The organism is Collimonas sp. OK607, from assembly GCF_900111995.1.
GTDB lineage: Bacteria > Pseudomonadota > Gammaproteobacteria > Burkholderiales > Burkholderiaceae_D > Collimonas.
Genome location: NZ_FOKF01000002.1, coordinates 294,860 through 312,855, shown reverse-complemented (window position 1 = coordinate 312,855; position 17,996 = coordinate 294,860). Strand labels below are relative to the sequence as shown.

General features: G+C 56.4%; 17 protein-coding genes. 14 read left to right on the top strand and 3 right to left on the bottom strand.

The annotated features are described in order from the left end of the window. The first annotated feature begins 8 nt into the window (after positions 1-8). The 9 genes from BM029_RS03115 to BM029_RS03075 all read left to right on the top strand — a co-directional run bounded on the left by BM029_RS03115 (position 9) and on the right by BM029_RS03075 (position 9,172). Entirely contained in the window at positions 9-380 is a 372-nt protein-coding gene (locus tag BM029_RS03115; protein WP_092432521.1) for an EamA family transporter, read from the top strand. A gap of 95 nt (positions 381-475) precedes the next feature. Further along, positions 476-1,618 carry a DegT/DnrJ/EryC1/StrS family aminotransferase gene (locus BM029_RS03110; protein ID WP_092432520.1) on the top strand — a complete coding sequence of 381 codons (1,143 nt, stop codon included), beginning with the start codon at positions 476-478 and terminating at the stop codon, positions 1,616-1,618. A gap of 20 nt (positions 1,619-1,638) precedes the next feature. Continuing rightward, positions 1,639-2,595, top strand: coding sequence for a glycosyltransferase (locus tag BM029_RS03105; protein ID WP_092432518.1), 957 nt, complete (start codon positions 1,639-1,641; stop codon positions 2,593-2,595). Beyond that, positions 2,592-3,500 (top strand): formyltransferase, encoded by a 909-nt coding sequence (locus tag BM029_RS03100; RefSeq protein ID WP_092432517.1) that lies wholly within the window; start codon positions 2,592-2,594, stop codon positions 3,498-3,500. Before BM029_RS03105 ends, BM029_RS03100 begins: the two co-directional genes overlap by 4 nt. A 130-nt stretch (positions 3,501-3,630) precedes the next feature. Beyond that, positions 3,631-4,686: a bifunctional UDP-4-keto-pentose/UDP-xylose synthase gene (locus BM029_RS03095; protein ID WP_092412124.1), complete on the top strand. Its 1,056-nt coding sequence runs from the start codon at positions 3,631-3,633 to the stop codon at positions 4,684-4,686. A 164-nt stretch (positions 4,687-4,850) separates the two neighbouring features. Then, positions 4,851-5,804 carry a polysaccharide deacetylase family protein gene (locus BM029_RS03090; RefSeq protein WP_092432514.1) on the top strand — a complete coding sequence of 318 codons (954 nt, stop codon included), beginning with the start codon at positions 4,851-4,853 and terminating at the stop codon, positions 5,802-5,804. 108 nt (positions 5,805-5,912) lie between these two features. Then, positions 5,913-6,356 carry a peroxiredoxin gene (locus tag BM029_RS03085; protein ID WP_092432617.1) on the top strand — a complete coding sequence of 148 codons (444 nt, stop codon included), beginning with the start codon at positions 5,913-5,915 and terminating at the stop codon, positions 6,354-6,356. Between the two features lie 225 nt (positions 6,357-6,581). Beyond that, positions 6,582-8,270, top strand: a complete 1,689-nt coding sequence (locus tag BM029_RS03080) for a PhoH family protein (RefSeq protein WP_092412130.1) — start codon at positions 6,582-6,584, stop codon at positions 8,268-8,270. Between the two features lie 167 nt (positions 8,271-8,437). Continuing rightward, positions 8,438-9,172 (top strand): metallophosphoesterase family protein, encoded by a 735-nt coding sequence (locus BM029_RS03075; protein WP_092432512.1) that lies wholly within the window; start codon positions 8,438-8,440, stop codon positions 9,170-9,172. Positions 9,173-9,250: 78 nt separating this feature from the next. On the opposite strand, the gene BM029_RS03070 is transcribed toward BM029_RS03075, so the two are convergent. From BM029_RS03070 to BM029_RS03060, 3 genes are all read right to left on the bottom strand, one after another. Then, positions 9,251-10,105, bottom strand: a complete 855-nt coding sequence (locus BM029_RS03070; RefSeq protein ID WP_092432511.1) for an ABC transporter permease — start codon at positions 10,103-10,105, stop codon at positions 9,251-9,253. An 86-nt stretch (positions 10,106-10,191) separates the two neighbouring features. Further along, positions 10,192-11,028 (bottom strand): ABC transporter ATP-binding protein, encoded by an 837-nt coding sequence (locus BM029_RS03065; protein ID WP_244544877.1) that lies wholly within the window; start codon positions 11,026-11,028, stop codon positions 10,192-10,194. Between the two features lie 151 nt (positions 11,029-11,179). Next, a complete protein-coding gene (locus BM029_RS03060; protein ID WP_092432509.1) occupies positions 11,180-12,196 on the bottom strand; it encodes an ABC transporter substrate-binding protein in 1,017 nt (338 codons plus the stop codon). 182 nt (positions 12,197-12,378) lie between these two features. On the opposite strand from BM029_RS03060, the gene BM029_RS03055 reads away from it, so the two are divergent. The 5 genes from BM029_RS03055 (at position 12,379) to BM029_RS03035 (ending at position 17,974) form a co-directional block, all read left to right on the top strand. Beyond that, entirely contained in the window at positions 12,379-13,053 is a 675-nt protein-coding gene (locus tag BM029_RS03055; RefSeq protein ID WP_092432507.1) for a response regulator transcription factor, read from the top strand. Next, positions 13,050-14,459: a sensor histidine kinase gene (locus BM029_RS03050; RefSeq protein WP_092432505.1), complete on the top strand. Its 1,410-nt coding sequence runs from the start codon at positions 13,050-13,052 to the stop codon at positions 14,457-14,459. The genes BM029_RS03055 and BM029_RS03050 overlap by 4 nt, the downstream gene beginning before the upstream one ends. A 117-nt stretch (positions 14,460-14,576) precedes the next feature. Beyond that, the gene (locus BM029_RS03045; protein WP_092432503.1) at positions 14,577-15,056 is read left to right on the top strand and encodes a MarR family winged helix-turn-helix transcriptional regulator; all 480 of its coding nucleotides are present in this window, start codon (positions 14,577-14,579) and stop codon (positions 15,054-15,056) included. Between the two features lie 130 nt (positions 15,057-15,186). Then, complete coding sequence (locus BM029_RS03040; protein ID WP_244544876.1) at positions 15,187-16,707, top strand: efflux transporter outer membrane subunit; 1,521 nt, start codon at positions 15,187-15,189, stop codon at positions 16,705-16,707. Positions 16,708-16,768: 61 nt separating this feature from the next. Further along, a complete protein-coding gene (locus BM029_RS03035; protein ID WP_092432613.1) occupies positions 16,769-17,974 on the top strand; it encodes an HlyD/EmrA/EmrK family protein in 1,206 nt (401 codons plus the stop codon). Positions 17,975-17,996: the final 22 nt, after the last annotated feature.

Below are 17,996 nucleotides of genomic sequence, written 5' to 3'. Positions count from 1 at the left end.
CGACACACATGAATCTAACCACATTTGCCTTTATCTTCGCCGGCGTATGCCTCAACGCGGCAGCGCAACTCTTGCTGAAAGCCGGCACTAACGCTGTCGGCGTCATCAGCCTGACGCCGCAAAACTGGTTTGCCACTGGCATCAAACTGGCCACCCAGCTGCCGATTATTGCCGGCCTGAGCTGCTACGTCATCTCGGTGGTGGTCTGGATCATCGGCCTGTCGCGGGTCGACGTCACCATCGCCTACCCTATGCTGTCGCTGGGCTATATCATCAGCGCTGCTGGCGCCTGGTACTTCCTGGGCGAAGCGGTATCGGCGCAGCGGTTGATGGCAATCGGCGTCATTATTGTCGGCGTGGTGATGCTGACCCGCAGTTAACCTTATAGTTAACCATATATAGATAAGCTGTTGAATATTTCGTCGCTTACTTTGTCAACATTTCTGCCAAACTTACATCGGATTTCACAACCAACATGAGCCAACAACCCTTCCTGCCGTTTGCCAAACCTACCATCGATGAAGCCACGATCGCAGCGGTCGGCGATGTCCTGCGTTCCGGCTGGATCACCAGCGGCCCCAAGGTGCAGGCATTCGAAGCGCAGCTGTCCGAGTATTTCGGCGGCCGTCCGGTGCGCACCTTCAATTCCGGCACCTGCACCATGGAAATCGCCTTGCGCATCGCCGGCATCGGCGCCGGCGATGAAGTCATCACCACGCCGATTTCCTGGGTTGCCACAGCCAACGTGATTATTGAAACCGGCGCCACGCCGGTGTTCGCCGACATCGATCCGGTTACCCGCAATATCGACCTGGCCCAGGTAGAAGCCGCCATCACACCGCGCACCAAGGCCATCATTCCGGTCTACCTGTCGGGTCTGCCGGTGGATATGGATCGCCTGTACGCGCTGGCAAAAAAACATAATCTGCGCGTGGTGGAAGACGCCGCACAAGCATTGGGATCGACCTGGAACGGCAAGCGCATCGGTGCTTTGGGCGACTTTGTCTCGTTCAGCTTCCAGGCCAACAAGAACGTCACTTCATCCGAAGGCGGCTGCCTGGTGTTGAACAATGCCGAAGAAGCACGCCTCGCAGAAAAATATCGCCTGCAAGGCGTTACCCGCAGCGGCTTCGACGGTCTTGACGTCGATGTCCTGGGCGGCAAATTCAACATGACCGACGTTGCAGCAGCCATCGGCCTCGGCCAGTTTGCCCATATCGAAGCGATTACCGCCCATCGGCGCGAACTGGCGCAGTACTACTTCACCTGTTTCGGCAGCGATTTTGAAGCGAAGTACGGCGCGCAGTTGCCGGTTGCCGATTTCGACAACAGCAACTGGCACATGTTTCAGCTGGTGCTGCCGGAGCGCAAGGACGGCAAACCGGCGCGCGCCACTTTCATGGAGCAGATGCAGGAACGCGGCATCGGCATCGGCTACCACTATCCTGCGATCCACCTGCTCAGCATGTACCGCGCACGTGGCTTCAAGGAAGGCATGTTCCCGATCTCGGAAAGGGTCGGCCGCCTGATCGTCTCGCTGCCAATGTTTAATGTGATGACGAAGAACGATGTCGAACGTGCGGTTTCGGCGGTAAAATCCGTGCTCGAACAAAACTAAACAAAACTAACAAGCGATTGATGAAACCAGAACTTTCCGTCGTCATCCCGGTATACAACGAGGAATCGGGCCTCGCCAAACTGTTCGAGCGCCTCTACCCGGCGCTTGACGCACTTGGCATCAGCTATGAAATCCTGTACGTCAACGACGGCAGCCGCGACAAATCGGCGGCGATACTGGCCGAGCAATTCCGCTTGCGCCCGGACGTTACCCGCGTGGTCCTGTTCAACGGCAATTTCGGCCAGCATATGGCGATACTGGCCGGCTTTGAAGCCAGCCGCGGCGAAATTATCGTAACGCTCGACGCCGACCTGCAAAATCCGCCGGAAGAAATCGGCAACCTGGTCGCCAAGATGCGCGAGGGCTACGATTACGTCGGCTCGATCCGCCGCAAACGCCAGGATTCTGCCTGGCGCACGATTGCCTCCAAAGCCATGAATGTGCTGCGCGAAAAAATCACCGGCATCAAGATGACGGATCAGGGCAACATGCTGCGCGCTTATGGCCGCAACGTGGTCGACCTGATCAACCAATGCAAGGAAGTCAACACCTTCGTGCCGGCGCTGGCTTATACCTTCGCCCGCAACGAGACCGAAATCGTGGTCGAGCACGAAGAGCGTTCGGCCGGCGAATCGAAGTACTCGCTGTATAGCCTGATCCGCCTGAATTTCGACCTGGTCACTGGTTTTTCGATTGTGCCCTTGCAGCTGTTTTCGCTGATCGGGATTATCCTGTCGTTCGCTTCCGGGGCGCTGTTTGCCATTCTGGTGGTGCGCCGCTTCCTGTTCGGCGCCGAGGTGCAAGGTGTGTTCACGCTGTTCGCGTTTGCCTTCTTCCTGATGGGCATGATCCTGTTCGGCATCGGCCTGGTCGGCGAGTATGTCGGCCGTATTTATCAGCAAGTGCGGGCCCGGCCACGTTACGTGGTGCAAGCCATGCTGGAGCAATCCTCGGCCGAGGATAAAGAGACATCATGAGAGCCGTCGTTTTCGCCTATCACAATGTCGGTGTGCGCTGCCTGAAAGTCTTGCTGGCGCGCGGCGTCGACATCGCACTGGTCATTACCCACGAAGACAATCCGGCCGAAACCATCTGGTTCGAGTCGGTCTCCGCTTTGTGCAAGCAACACGGTATTCCAGCGATCGCCCCGAGCGATCCTGCCGCGCCGGAGTTGCTGGCCCAGGTTGCAGCCTTGCAGCCGGATTTCATCTTCAGTTTCTATTACCGCCATATGCTGCCAGCCGCCTTGCTGGCACTGGCCAAACACGGCGCTTACAATATGCATGGCTCCCTGTTGCCGAAATATCGCGGCCGGGTGCCAATCAATTGGGCGGTCTTGCATGGCGAAACCGAAACCGGCGCCACGCTGCATGAAATGGCTGCCAAGCCCGACGCCGGCGCTATCGTGGCGCAAACCTCGGTGCCGATTCTGCCCGACGACACCGCCTATGAAGTATTCGGCAAAGTCGTGGTTGCCGCCGAACAGACGCTGTGGAATGTGCTGCCGGCCATGCTGGCGGGGAAAATCCCCAGGTTGCCGAACGATCTGTCGCAAGGTAGTTATTTCGGCGGACGCAAGCCGGAAGATGGCAAAATCGACTGGAATCAACCTGCGCATGAGGTCTACAACCTGTATCGCGCAGTCGCGCCACCCTATCCCGGCGCATGGACTATTGTCAAAGAGCGCACTTTTATTATCGGAAAAGCACAATTATCGGCCAACTTGATCGAAAATCTGCCTGCAAATTTGCCTCGGGGCTTGGCGGTAGTGGATAATCGCATTGTTGGCGTTTGCGGCGATGGCCGTGCGCTATTGATTAACGAATTGCTGGCGGATGGTCAAACCGTTACGCCAGAGGCATTACATAACATCCTTTTATAATATAAATAATACAAAGCCTGCTGCATGATTCTGCGAGCACGATGGGAGTTTTTGATTACCCTGCCTGCCAAGAACTGCAGCGTTTGAAATTCCGCCTTGCGGAATGCCAATCCAACAATAATAGATCACCATGAAAAAAGTCCTCATCCTCGGCGTCAACGGTTTCATCGGCCACCACCTGTCCAAGCGTATCCTGGAAACTACCGACTGGCACGTCTACGGCATGGACATGATGACCGACCGCATCCGCGACCTGCTGGACAACGATGCCTATAAGTCGCGCATGCATTTCTTCGAGGGCGACATCACCATCAACAAGGAATGGGTTGAGTACCACGTCAAGAAATGCGATGTGATCCTGCCGCTGGTGGCGATCGCCACACCGTCGACCTACGTCAAGCAGCCGCTGCGCGTATTCGAACTGGACTTTGAAGCCAACCTGCCTATCGTGCGTTCGGCTGCCAAGTATGGCAAGCACCTGGTATTCCCGTCGACGTCGGAAGTGTACGGTATGTGCCACGACGAAGAATTCGATCCGGAGCAATCCGAACTGATCTGCGGCCCGATCAACAAGCCACGCTGGATCTACTCCTGCGCCAAGCAATTGATGGATCGCGTGATCTGGGGCTATGGCATGGAAGAAGGCTTGAACTTCACGCTGTTCCGTCCGTTCAACTGGATCGGCGCCGGCCTTGATTCGATCCATACGCCGAAGGAAGGCAGCTCACGCGTAGTGACCCAGTTCTTCGGTCATATCGTGCGCGGCGAGAATATCTCCCTGGTCGATGGCGGCCAGCAAAAACGTGCCTTCACTTACATCGATGACGGTATCGACGCCCTGATCAAGATCATCGCCAACAAGGACGGTATTGCCAGCGGCAAGATCTACAACATCGGCAATCCGGTCAACAACTACTCGATCCGCGACCTGGCCGACATGATGTTGAAACTGGCGACCGAATATCCTGAATACGCCGACTCGGCGAAGAAGGTCAAGCTGATCGAGACCACTTCAGCGGCGTACTACGGTAAAGGCTATCAAGACGTGCAAAATCGCGTGCCGAAAATCACCAACACATGCGACGAACTGAACTGGCAGCCGACCACCACCATGGCTGACACCTTGCGCAATATTTTTGATGCATACCGCGGCCAGGTGGCCGAAGCTCGCGCCTTGATGGACTAAACAGGTACTCGGTGGAACAGCCGCGCTTTAGAAGGTCAATAAAGCGGATAAGGTTGTTCCACCCTTGTAGTTGGTAGATGCAACAACAGAATCCGTTTTACGTATTTGGTTTATAGCCGGCTCCGAAGTTTTCCCATCCCTTCTTTCTCGCTAGCCCAGACAACTTGCCCCTCCTCACCTTAAAAATCGACGCCGACACCTATCGCGGCACACGTGAAGGGGTGCCGAATCTGGTGCGCCTGCTGAGCAAATACCAGGCTCGCGCCACTTTTCTGTTTTCGCTCGGGTACGACCATACCGGCTGGGCATTGAAACAAGTATTTCGCCCCGGCTTTTTCCAAAAGGTGTCGCGCACTTCGGTGGTCGAACATTACGGTCTCAAGACCTTGATGTACGGCGTGCTGTTGCCGGCTCCGGATATCGGCAAGACTTGTGCAAGCTATATGCAGGCGGTACGCGACGCCGGTTTCGAATGCGGCGTCCATACGTGGGATCACCGCGTGTGGCAAGACCATGTGCGGCAGCGCGGCGCAGACTGGACTAGCCAGCAGATGCAACGTTCGTTCGATCGCTTCACGCAGATTTTCGGCCAGCCGCCGAAAACCCACGGCGCCGCCGGCTGGCAAATGAATCCCTACGCCTTCGAGCAGCTGGAAAAATTCGGCATTGCCTATTCCTCCGACGGCCGCGCCATGCTGAACGATGACGGCGCCCTGGCCGACGCCGCGGCCGGACCGCATCGCTTGCAGGTGAATGGCAAGACGCTGGCATGCATACAACTGCCAACCACCCTGCCGACACTGGATGAATTGTTGGGCAGGAGTTTCAACGGCGTTGAGCTGACGCCGTCAAATATCGCAGCCCATATCCTGGCCCTGACAGCAACGCCCCGCGATCATGTATTTACTCTGCATGCAGAGCTTGAAGGCCAAAAACTCGCCCCCATATTTGAACAATTGCTGCAGGGCTGGCAGGCGCAGGGCTATGATCTGGTCGCGATGGAAGATTATTATCGACAAGTCAAAGACCGGGAGTTGCCCACTGTCCCGCTGACATGGGCGGAGTTGCCGGGACGATCGGGTGAGATGATCATGCAGGCACAGGCAAGCAATAGCTGATCAGTGCAAGGCGCACAAGGCCCAAGACCCTGATTGGTGACCGATTCATCATAATCTAGTGAACAGGACAATACAGTGGCCGACAATACCTATCCTTCCATCATCAACATGACCGTGCCCGACTTCTCTGCAGCCATGACTGGCGAACAGACATTCCAGTTGTCGAAGTACCACGGTCAAAAAATAGTGTTGTATTTTTATCCCAAGGACAATACGCCCGGCTGCACCACCGAGGCGATCCAATTCCGCGACATGTATGCTGAGTTCCAACGCAACAACACCCTGATATTCGGCGTCAGCCGCGACAGCATTCGCTCTCACGAGGGTTTCAAGGGCAAGCTGGGGCTGCCGTTCGATCTGATCGCCGATCCCGACGAGACGCTATGCGCCATGTTCAATGTCATGAAAATGAAAAATATGTACGGCAAGCAAGTGCGCGGTATCGAGCGCAGCACGTTTGTGATTGACGCCGCCGGCATATTGGTGAAAGAATGGCGTGGAGTGAAGGTGCCATCGCATGTTGAGGAAGTATTGGAGTTTGTAAGTCATTGAAATCAAAAAAATTATTTCTGGAAGCCGTTTGCGGACAAGGCCTGAGGGCCTTCCCAAACGGCTTTTTTACTTTTTAATTTGTAAATTCCTATCCGAGCCTGTTGTCCATTGATGTTTTCTAAATATATTTTGTTGTTTTTGTGTAGTGCCGTTGCTTCACCCGTTTGGTCCGGTTCGTGTTATCACCAAAGCGAACACTTTTTTCATCTTTAAAGCGAGGTTCTGATGCCCTTACCAAAATTACCGACCAAACCCGCTGCTTTACTGTCCGTTCAAGATTATCCGAAAGCGGAAGCCGGCAAAGCCGTCAAACCACGTATCGCCGTAGTTGAACCGATTACCCGTAACAAAGAAGTTGCTCCACAAGCGCGCAACAAAACCGTAGAAAACCGCAAAACCGGCAAGGCCCCCGCGGAAAATTCGCGTGCCGTTGCCGACAAATCCGCGAAACCGGCCGAAGGCCACATCCGACCGAAGTCGATGACCAGTCGCGCCGCCGACAAAACCGGCGTGACCAAATTGTTCGTGCTGGACACCAATGTCCTGATGCACGATCCAACGTCCCTGTTCCGTTTTGAAGAACATGACATCTACCTGCCGATGGTGACGTTGGAGGAACTCGATAACCACAAGAAAGGCATGTCGGAAGTCGCACGTAACGCGCGTCAGGTATCCCGTTCACTGGATGCGCTGGTGGGCGATGTGGTGGACGATCAGATCGACCATGGCATTCCTTTATCGAAACTCGGCAACAAGGACGCAAAGGGCCGCCTGTTCTTCCAGACCAAGCTGCAAAACGCCGATCTGCCTGAAGGTTTGCCGGTTGGTAAAGCCGACAACCAGATTCTCGGCGTCGTACGCGGACTGGAAGCCGAGTCGCCTGGCCGTGCGGTGGTGCTGGTGTCGAAAGACATCAACATGCGCATCAAGGCGCGGGCGATGGGCTTACCGGCGGAAGATTATTTCAACGACCATGTGCTGGAAGACACCGACCTGCTGTATTCGGGCATTCAGCAATTGCCGGACGATTTCTGGATCAAGCACGGCAAGGGCATCGAATCCTGGCAGGAAAACAAGCATGGCACCGGCTATACTTACTATCGCCTGAGCGGGCCACTGGTACCGTCGTTGCTGGTCAATCAGTTCGTCTTCATCGAACCGAAAAACGGCGAGCCTGCGTTCTACGGACAAGTCACCCAGATCAACGGCAAGACGGCAGTACTGCAAACCTTGCGCGATTACGGTCACGCCAAGAACAGTGTGTGGGGCATTACCGCGCGCAACCGTGAGCAGAATTTTGCGTTGAACCTGCTGATGAATCCGGATTGCGACTTCGTCACCCTGCTCGGCCAGGCCGGCACCGGTAAAACCTTGCTGGCGCTGGCGGCCGGTTTGGCCCAGGTGCTGGAAACCAAGACCTACAACGAAATCATCGTGACCCGCGTCACGGTGCCGGTCGGTGAGGATATCGGTTTCCTGCCGGGTACCGAAGAAGAGAAGATGGGGCCGTGGATGGGCGCCTTCGACGACAATCTGGAAGTGCTCAACAAATCCGATTCGGATGCCGGCGAATGGGGTCGCGCCGCCACCCAGGATCTGATTCGTTCGCGCATCAAGATCAAGTCGCTCAACTTCATGCGCGGCCGTACTTTCGTCAACAAGTTCCTGATCATCGACGAAGCGCAAAACCTGACGCCGAAGCAAATCAAAACGCTGGTCACACGTGCCGGCCCTGGCACCAAGATCATCTGCCTCGGTAATATCGCCCAGATCGATACGCCTTACCTGACCGAAGGCTCCAGCGGCCTGACGTATGTTGTCGATCGTTTCAAGGGCTGGTCGCACAGCGGCCATGTGACGCTGGCGCGCGGCGAACGTTCGCGCCTGGCCGATCATGCCAGCGATGTGCTGTAAGAGATGTTGTAAAAAATGTTGTAAGAGCGGCTAATAGCTAGCGCAGAGATGCGCTGGCCGGACGGCTGAACGGGTGCAATTCAATTTCGGTTGAATTGCACCCGTTTTTATTTGATGATGTGGTATTCCGCCATCTTTCATGGCGAAACCAGCCGATGGGTACGCCAATGAGACTCGCCATTCTTTCCGACATTCACGCCAACATCTGGGCGCTGGAAGCCGTTCTGGCCGACATCAGGAAGCAAGGGGTGGATTTGATCGTCAACGCCGGCGACATCCTGTCCGGGCCGCTGGAACCCGCGGCGACCGCAGATTTATTGATGCCGCTGCAACTGCCAACCATTCGCGGCAACCACGAGCGCCAGTTGCTTGCCTGCGAACAGCAAGCCGGCCATCCCAGCGATCAGTTCGCGTTTGAACACACGACGCAGGCGCAGCGCGACTGGATCAAAGGATTGCCAGGCACACTGGTTATCTCCGACGAGGTTTTCATGTGCCACGGCACGCCGGCCAGCGATTTGATTTATTTTCTTGAGCAGGTCGACCAGCACGGCTGCCGCATGGCCGCGGCTGCCGATATCGAAACCCGTGCCGCAGGCATCACGCATAGCCTGATCATTTGTGGCCATACACACAAGCCACGCGCCCATGCGATCTCCGGCGAGCGCCTTGTGGTTAATCCCGGCAGCGTCGGCTTGCAAGCATACGACGACGACCAGCCCTACTTCCACGCCATCGAGAACGGCAGCCCGCATGCCCGTTATGCCATTTGCGAACAAACCGCGCATGGCTGGAATGTCATGCATCTGAATATCAGCTACGACCATCACAAAGCAGCCGCGACGGCGCTAAAGAACGGCAGGAGCGACTGGGCGACGTGGCTGTCGACGGGAAGAGTCTAAGCAAGAGCCAGAGCAAATCGGGCAAAAAAAACGGCGCATCGAACACGATGCGCCGCAACCTTAAGACACTACTAGAACTCAGAATGCCACAGGACGCCATTTAAGCAAACGTTTTTCCAGAGTGGTCAGCAAATAGTCCGCAGCCAGGGCCACCACCGCCAGCACGATCATCGCTGCAAACACGCCGCTGGCATTGAAAGCGCCTTGTGCGGTTGATATCAACAGGCCGATACCTTGCTTGGAACCGAGGAATTCACCCACCACCGCACCAACCAGGGCAAAACCGAAACTCACGTGCAGACTCGCCAGGATCCAGCTCAATGCGGAAGGAATTACTACCGACATCGTGACCTGGCGCGGCGACGCACCGAGAATCTGCGCATTGGCAATCATGTAACGGTCGGCTTCACGTACACCTTGGAAGGCGTTGCCGAACACCACGAAGAACACCATCACCACCGCCAGCGCAACTTTGGACGCCATGCCGAGACCCAGCGCGATGACGAAAATCGAACCCAGCACCACCCGTGGAATCGAATTGGCAATCTGGATATAAATACTGAAGACATCGGACAGCAATTTATTACGGCCCAGCAAAATACCGCAAATAACGCCGGCCACGGAACCGATCAGGAATCCCAGCACGGTTTCTTCCAGGGTTACCAGGACCTGGGTCCATAACGGGCCTTGCGAGGTACCTTCCATGATCCAGTCATAGATTTGCACCACGATCAGCGAAGGTTGCGAAAAGAAGAATGGATCAATCCAGTTCAGTCTTGCCGCCAGCTCCCAGCCGCCTAGCGTAAAAATCAGGATGGCGACGCGCAGTGACATCACCAGCCAATAGCGTTGCTTGATTTTTCGTTGCGCCTCTTGTTCAACAGTGGCCAGGCTGGCCGCGCTGAGCTTGTCGATTGTGTGTACTTGATTCATGATAATTGCCTTTTTGCTTCCGTCCGGGATGATATCGATGTTGATATCAAGCCGGGCAACGGTATGTAAATGGATAAAGCCAGGGATTAGCTAATGTGCACTTCTTCGCGCAGATCGGCCCAGATCTTGCGGGAGATATCGATGAAGCGCTGTTCATAACGCACTTCCGACATCACCCGTGGGCGCGGCAGATCGATCTCGTACACACTCTTCAAGGTGGCAGGACGCGCGGTCAAGACATAGACTTTGTCGGCCAGCGCAATCGCTTCTTCCAGATCATGGGTAACGAACACCACCGAACCGGATTGCGACGACCACAACTGCAGCAACTCGTCTTGCATCAGGGTGCGGGTCTGCATGTCGAGCGCGCTGAAAGGCTCGTCCATCAACAAGATCTCAGGGCTGTTGATGAACGTCTGCGCCAGGGCAACGCGTTTGCGCATGCCACCGGACAATTGATGCGGATAGTGATTGGCGAACTTGTCGAGGCCGACACGGCGTATCCACTCTTCGGCAAGGGCATAAGCGGCGTCTTTCGGTTTGCCGCGGAACAGCGGTCCGGCTGCCACGTTGTGGAGCACGCTGCGCCAAGGGAATACCGCATCGTTCTGGAATACAAAACCAATCCGCGGATCGATGCCGCTGACCGGTTCGCCCATGATGCGCACTTCGCCCACGGTTGGCTTGAGCAACCCGGTGATCATGCTCAGCGTCGTCGATTTACCGCAGCCGGTCGGTCCCACGATAGCGACGAACTCACCGCGCGCCACGCTCATGGTGAAATCACGCAGCGCTACCGTGGCCTTGCCGTCAGGCGAGATGAAACGGCACGACACGTTACGTAATTCGATGGCGGGGGTGTCCCGCAAAACTTGAGGTGCCGCCGACGATGCCGCGGTTTGCGCGTAAGTTGCTTGGTTCATTTGAAGTTCCTGGTTATGCGTTGTTTTGCCTATCGTAGCCACACCGACGTATCCGGTTGGCGCGAGTCTCGTCACCGGAGCCGCTGCGCGACTCCGGTCCACTCACTTATTTGTTACTAAGATTCGCTGTTAAGCTTGTGCGGCGTCAGCCTTATTTGGCCAGACTGACAAACTCGTTGGTATAGGTTTTAGCAAGGTCAATATGCTTGCCCTTGACGTTCGGATTGAAGCCGGACAGAACCGACAGTACTGTTTCCGGGCCGCCGACAGGCATTTTGCCGTCCGCTGAAAACATCGGCAGGGAGTTTTGCAAGGCCTGCACATACATCGGCTTGTTATTGCCGTAGTAATCCTTCGGCATCTTGTCTGCGATTTCCTCAGCGCTGTGGGTATTGATGTATTTGAGTGTCTTGACAAAGGCACGTGCCAGCTTGCCGGCTTCAGCCTTATGCGACTTCAGCCAAGGCCCTTGGACATACAGGCTGGACGCAGGGTACAAACCACCCAGCGCCTTGACCGTGCCTTCGACGGTACGCATGTCGACCAGCACCGAAGCCTCACCGGTTTTCAGTAGCTGCGACACGGTCGGCTCGGTAGTCATGCCTGCATCGATGCGTCCTTGCTTGATCGCGACGATGAAAGTGTTGTCGGCGCCCACTGGCAACACCGAGTACTGGCTGGAAGTGATACCGTGCTTGGCCGCCAGATACTGGGTCAGGAAATTAGTCGAGGAACCGAGGCCGGTTACGCCCAGTGTTTTTCCCTTGACGTCAGCCATGCTCTTGATCGTAGCGGCGGCTTTGGTCGATACCATTTCCACTTCGCCCGGAACCTGGCCGAAAATCGTAATCGCGGTGACTTCCTTACCCTTGCTTTGCAAATCGATAGAGTGATCGTAAAAGCCGACTACCGCCTGCACCGCGCCAGCCAGCAATTCATTTTCGGCATCCACGCCGGCCGGTTGCGATTGCAACTCGACGTCCAGTCCCTCTTCCTTGAAATACCCCAGCTGCTCGGTAAGCTTGGCCGGCAGGTAGATCATCTTGGTGATGCCACCGACCATGATGGTGATTTTTCCTGAATCGGCTGCCATTGCCGGGCTTGCGCCAACGACACCGGCAGCGACGAGCAAAGCGGAAATCAGTGATCCACGAATGAGGGTATGCATTAAGTTGTCTCCATTTATTATTGGGATATTGACCGGATACATGCGGCGGGGTGCCGTTGCTCCAGTCTTGAGCGTATTCTAGAGTGCGCTAACTTTCATCCAGCTTTCCAAATTCGCGTTATTTCGTTTAAATTTCGTGTAATTTAGCTTGCACTGCAACATAACCAATCTATCCTGTTTCCATGAAATTACTCCTGATCGAAGACAATCCACCGCTTGCGCTATGGCTCAGCAAGATACTCAAGGAAGAGAAGTTCACCCTTGATGTCGCCACCGATGGCGAAGCCGCCGACCGCCTGCTGCAAAGCGAAAACTACGATGTGGTCTTGCTCGACCTGCAGCTGCCGAAAATGAGCGGCAAGAGCGTCTTGCGCCGCTTGCGCGAGCGGCATAACAACGTGCCGGTCATGATTCTCACCGCCAGCGGCTCGATTGACGAGAAAGTCGATTGCCTCGGCGCCGGCGCCGACGACTACCTGGTCAAGCCGTTCGAGGTACGCGAACTGGTCGCCCGGATCAAGGCACTGATCCGCCGTCAAACGCCCGGCAAGACCGCAGAAATGCAATGTGGCGACCTGCGCTATGACAGCAACACGCGACAGTTTTCGATTGCCGGCCAGGTGCTGGCGCTGCCCGGACGCGAACACGACGTACTCGAAATCCTGATGCTGAAACAAGGCAAGACCGTCTCCAAGAGCGCCTTGATGGATGGCGTATTCGGACTCGACGATGAACCCAGCGCCGACGCGATTGAAATCTATATCCACCGTTTGCGCAAGAAACTGGAGCACTGCCAGGCCGCCATCATGACCCTGCGCGGACTCGGTTATCTACTAAAGCAGAAAGACCTCAATTGATCATCAGCCTGCGCCTGCGCTTACTGTTGTGGTTGCTGATTCCGCTGACTTTATTTGTCGCGGTCAGTGCTGCGCTGTCGTATCGCAGTGCGCGGCAGACCGCGGACCTGTTGCAAGACCATGCGTTGCTGGCGTCGGCGCAGGTGATCGCCGGCGAGATCCAGTGGCTGGACGGCGTGCCGCATGCCAGCATACCGCCGGCGGCGCTGGAGTTGCTGGTCTCTCCGGAACAGGACCAGGTGTATTACCAGGTGATTACCGACCAGGACAGATTGCTGGCCGGCCGGCCCGACTTCCCGCAGGCGCTGCGCTTTCCACTAGGTACGCCAGCCTTCAGCGACATCGACTACCATGGCCAGATGTTGCGCGTGGTCAGCCAGGTCCGTACGCTGTATAACGCCGGCCAGTTGCACAAGATCGCCATCCTGGTTGGACAGACCCCCCGCGCCCACGACCAGATGGTGGCAGACCTGTGGCGCCCTTCCCTGCTCCGTCAAGTCGCCATGTTGTTGTTGGCCGCGATTCTGGTAGTGCTTGGCCTGACCATGGAGTTGCGGCCGTTGATGCACCTGAAAGATCAACTGGCTTCGCGCGATTCCACTTCTGTGTCGCCGATCAGGCCTGGCCAGTTGCAACTGGAACTGCGGCCTATCGTCGAAGCGATCAACCAGACCATCCAGCGCCTGAACACACAGGTCGCAGCGCAAAAACGCTTCATCACCGACGCCGCCCATCAATTGCGCACACCCCTGACTCTGCTCGATTCCCAGATCCAGTTTGCCCGCCGACTGAACGACGAAGAGCGGCGCAGCGAAGTACTGCAAGCGATGCAGGAAAGCAGCCGCAACATGACCGAGCTGACCAACAAGCTGCTGCTGCTGTCGCAGGCGGAAGCCTCCAATACCACGGCTTTCCTCAGACAGCCGGTGGATTTGATGGCAGTCTCGGCAGCGGTGCTGGAAGATATTGTCGACCTGGCTCAGCGCAAGAATATCGACCTTGGACTTGAGACAAAAATGCAGCATGCCTGGGTGATGGGAAACGAAGCCTTGTTCACGGCCATGATGATGAACCTGGTCGACAACGCCATCCGCTACACCCCCGTCAATGGCAAGGTCACCGTCGCCATCGCGGCCGGTCACGAACAGGTCGACATCAGCGTCAGCGACAACGGCCCGGGGATTCCCGCCGAAGTACGCAACCGCGTGTTCGAGCGGTTTTTCCGTAACGCGGCGCCAGGCCAGGAGGGCACCGGCCTGGGCCTTGCCATCGTCAAGGAAATTGTGATCGCAGCACAAGGCACGGTGACGTTGGCCGCCGGCGATCAACAACGCGGCCTGGCTGTACTGGTGCAACTGCCCGCGCTTGCAACCGGCCCCGATGAAGCAGCCGCCAACAAGATCTGAATAACTGTTCTAGAGTGTTCTCAGCAAGGAGTTTTATTTTGCAGTATATTCTTGCCTAGGCAATGAATATTAGTGCATTAAATCAAGTACCAAGTTGAGAAATAAGTTGAGAGCGTCGTGAACAAACCACCACTATTCACTCTGGATGCGTATCAGATTGAAGAGAGCATAGGCTATTTATTGGCGCGCTCGCGCGCCATGCTGACCAAAAGCTCTGATGAATCCCTGGCGCAATACGGGATAACCCATGCGCAAGGCGCTATTATCCTGATGTTGTCATCAGGAAAGTATTCGACTGCAGCCGATCTGGCGCGCGACACGTACACCGACGCCGCCTCTACCAAACGGATGATCGACCGTCTGGTAGCCCGCGATCTGATTAAGCGCGAACCATGTGTGCACGACAGGCGTTTGATGAAATTGCACCTGACTGCGGATGGCCTGGCGTTATCGAAAGTGATGCCACAGGTATTTTGCGGCGTACTGAACAAGCATTTTTCAGACTTCAGCGCGGAGGAAATCGGCTTTTTGAAATCGATGCTAAAGCGTTTGCTGGCGAATAACGTTTCTAATACCCCGTCAGAAAAAACACATTGACTAAGCAAGAATAATTTATTCAATATTACTTTTAAACAAGCAGCCTTGGCATAGTCATTCGTAGTCATTCGTAGTCCTCGCAGTCGCTCTATCCTTGGCCGCTAAACCAACCAGTCACATCAACAACGACATGAACTCTCATCCATCTTCAGTCCGACGCAGCCTGCCAAAACTCGGCACCCAGCGCCTTGCCATCAGCGCCGCCGCACTACTGCTGGCGGCTTGCGCCAATTTCAGCGGCATCCATAGCACCGCCCACTCCAATAGCCCGGACGACTATGCATCGACATCGTCCTTGCCTGGACAAGGCGGCATGTGGCCGGCCACTTCGTGGGTCAGCAATATAGGTGGCAGCCAGCTACAGCAGTTGGTCGATGAAGCGCTGGCGAGCAATCCTAATCTGCAAGCCGCTGCTGCCCGCATAGCAGCATCGCGCGCCATGGTGGAAGCGGCTGGTGCAACCGGCAAACCGCAGGTCGGCGCCAGTCTGTCGGCAACGCGTGAGCGCTTCAGCGAGAACAGTATTTACCCGCCGCCATTCGGCGGCATGTATGTAACTGACTATGAAACCGCGCTGAATTTTTCTTACGACCTGGATTTCTGGGGCAAGCACGGTGCGCAGCTGAGCTCGGCCGTATCGCAAAGTAAAGCTGCGGAAGCCGAACACTACGCAGCACGCCTGGCGCTGACTGCAGGCATCTCGAAAGCCTGGCTGCAGCTGGGACGCCAGTATGCGCAACTGGACCTGACCAATCAGCAGCTGGCATTGCGCGACAAGCTGGACAAGCTGACGCAGCAACGCTTTGCCGCCGGCCTCGATACGCAAACCGATAATCAACAAAGCCGGCAACAGGTGGCCAACTTGCGTGCGGAGCAGTCGCAATGGCAGGAAGCGATCGCGCTGACCCGTAACCAGATCGCGGCGTTGATGGGGCAAGGTCCTGATCGCGGTTTGAAAATCCCGGTGCCGACGCTGCCTGCGGATAGCAGCATCGCCCTGCCGGACCAGTTGCCGCTAGGGTTGCTGGGACGCCGTCCCGATGTAGTCGCCGCACGCTGGCAAGTCGAAGCCGCGCAAAGCGACATCAAGGTTGCCAAGACCGAGTTCTACCCGAACGTCAACCTGTCGGCCATGGCCGGTTTTTCCAGCCTTGGTTTTTCACAGTTCTTGACTCATGGCAGCAAGGTAGTCGGCATCGGTCCGGCGATCCATCTGCCGATCTTTGAAGGCGGTGCATTGCGCGCCCAGCTCAAAGGCCGGGTCGCAGCTTATGACGGCGCGGTGGCGACTTATAACCAGGCGCTGAATGACGCTTTCCACGAAGTGGCGGATAGCGTGCAGTCGTTGCGTGCGGCTGAAACCCAGGACAAGAGTCAACAAGCCGCGGTCGACGCAGCCGAGCGCGGCATGAAACTGGCTGAGCAACGGCAGCAGGTCGGCACCGGCAACATGCTGCAAGTGGTGAGCACCCAAATTGGCTGGCTGGCACAACGTAAAACCGAACTTGATGTGCGCGCCCGCAGAGCCGATTTGCGCGTCAACCTGATCAGGTCGCTAGGTGGCGGCTTTGACGCTACGGCCGAGGGACTCAATCCTGCAGAAGCCAATGCAAGCAGCGCCGCCACTCCTCAGGCAAGCACGGCAAACTGATCGCTTTCGACTGAAAACCGATTCACTAAATAAACCGTTCACTTATTGCGAAACCCGCATCATGACAACACCAAATCAAACTCCGCAAGAACCATCCACCGCTGCAGCCTCTGCTGCGCCGGCATCTGTCGCCACCAATGGCAACGGCAAACGCCGCGGTCTGCTGATCGGCGTCACTATCGCGCTTATCATTGTCCTGATCGCCTATGGCATCTGGTGGTTCATCTATGCTCGCCACTACGAAGGCACCGACGACGCTTATGTCGGCGGCAACGTGGTCCAGGTCACGCCGCAGGTTGGCGGTACTGTCTTGGCGATCCACACCGACGATACCGAGCTGGTGCAGGTCGGCAGCCCGCTGGTGGACCTGGACCAGGCCGACGCCAAGGTAGCACTGGCTTCGGCCGAAGCCCAGCTGGCGCAAACCGTGCGCCAGGTGCGTACGTTGTTTGTCAACAACAACGCCCTGGCTTCCAATGTCACCGCCCGCGCTGCGGAACTGGATCGGGCGCGCTCGGATCTGGCGCGCCGCTCGCAACTGATCAGCACCGGCGCTGTCTCCAAGGAAGAACTGGAACACGCTAAAGTAGCAGTGCAAGGAGCGGAAGCCGCGTTGCAAGCCACTCGCGAGCAACTGGCGTCGAACAAGGTATTGACCGACCGTACCACGGTCGACCAGCATCCGAACGTGCTCAACGCTGCTGCGCAAGTACGCAACGCTTATATCAATCTGGCCCGTACCACATTGCTGGCGCCAACCACCGGTTATGTCGCCAAGCGTTCGGTGCAGGTTGGCCAGCGTGTTGCTGCCGGTACCCCGCTGCTGTCGATCGTGCCGCTGAACGCACTGTGGGTTGACGCTAACTTCAAGGAAGTGCAGATCAACAATATGCGGATCGGCCAGCCGGTCACCTTGAAGTCTGATTTGTACGGTTCCAAGATCGAGTACCACGGTAAGGTAGTCGGCCTGGCGGCTGGCACCGGTTCCGCTTTCGCGCTGCTGCCGGCGCAAAACGCCAGCGGTAACTGGATCAAGATCGTGCAGCGGATTCCAGTACGTATTTCGCTGGATCCGAAAGACCTGGAAAGCCATCCGCTGCGTATCGGCGTATCGATGGATGTCAGTGTCGACGTAGCCCAGACCGAAGGCACTTCGCTGACCGCAGGCACCGCGCGTACTGCGCCGGCCTACACCACCGACGTCTTCGACAAGAGCGGTCAGGAAGCCGATGCGCGCATCGCCAGCATCATCGCCGCAAATCATTAAAAATCACTAAGCTTCTGCCGGG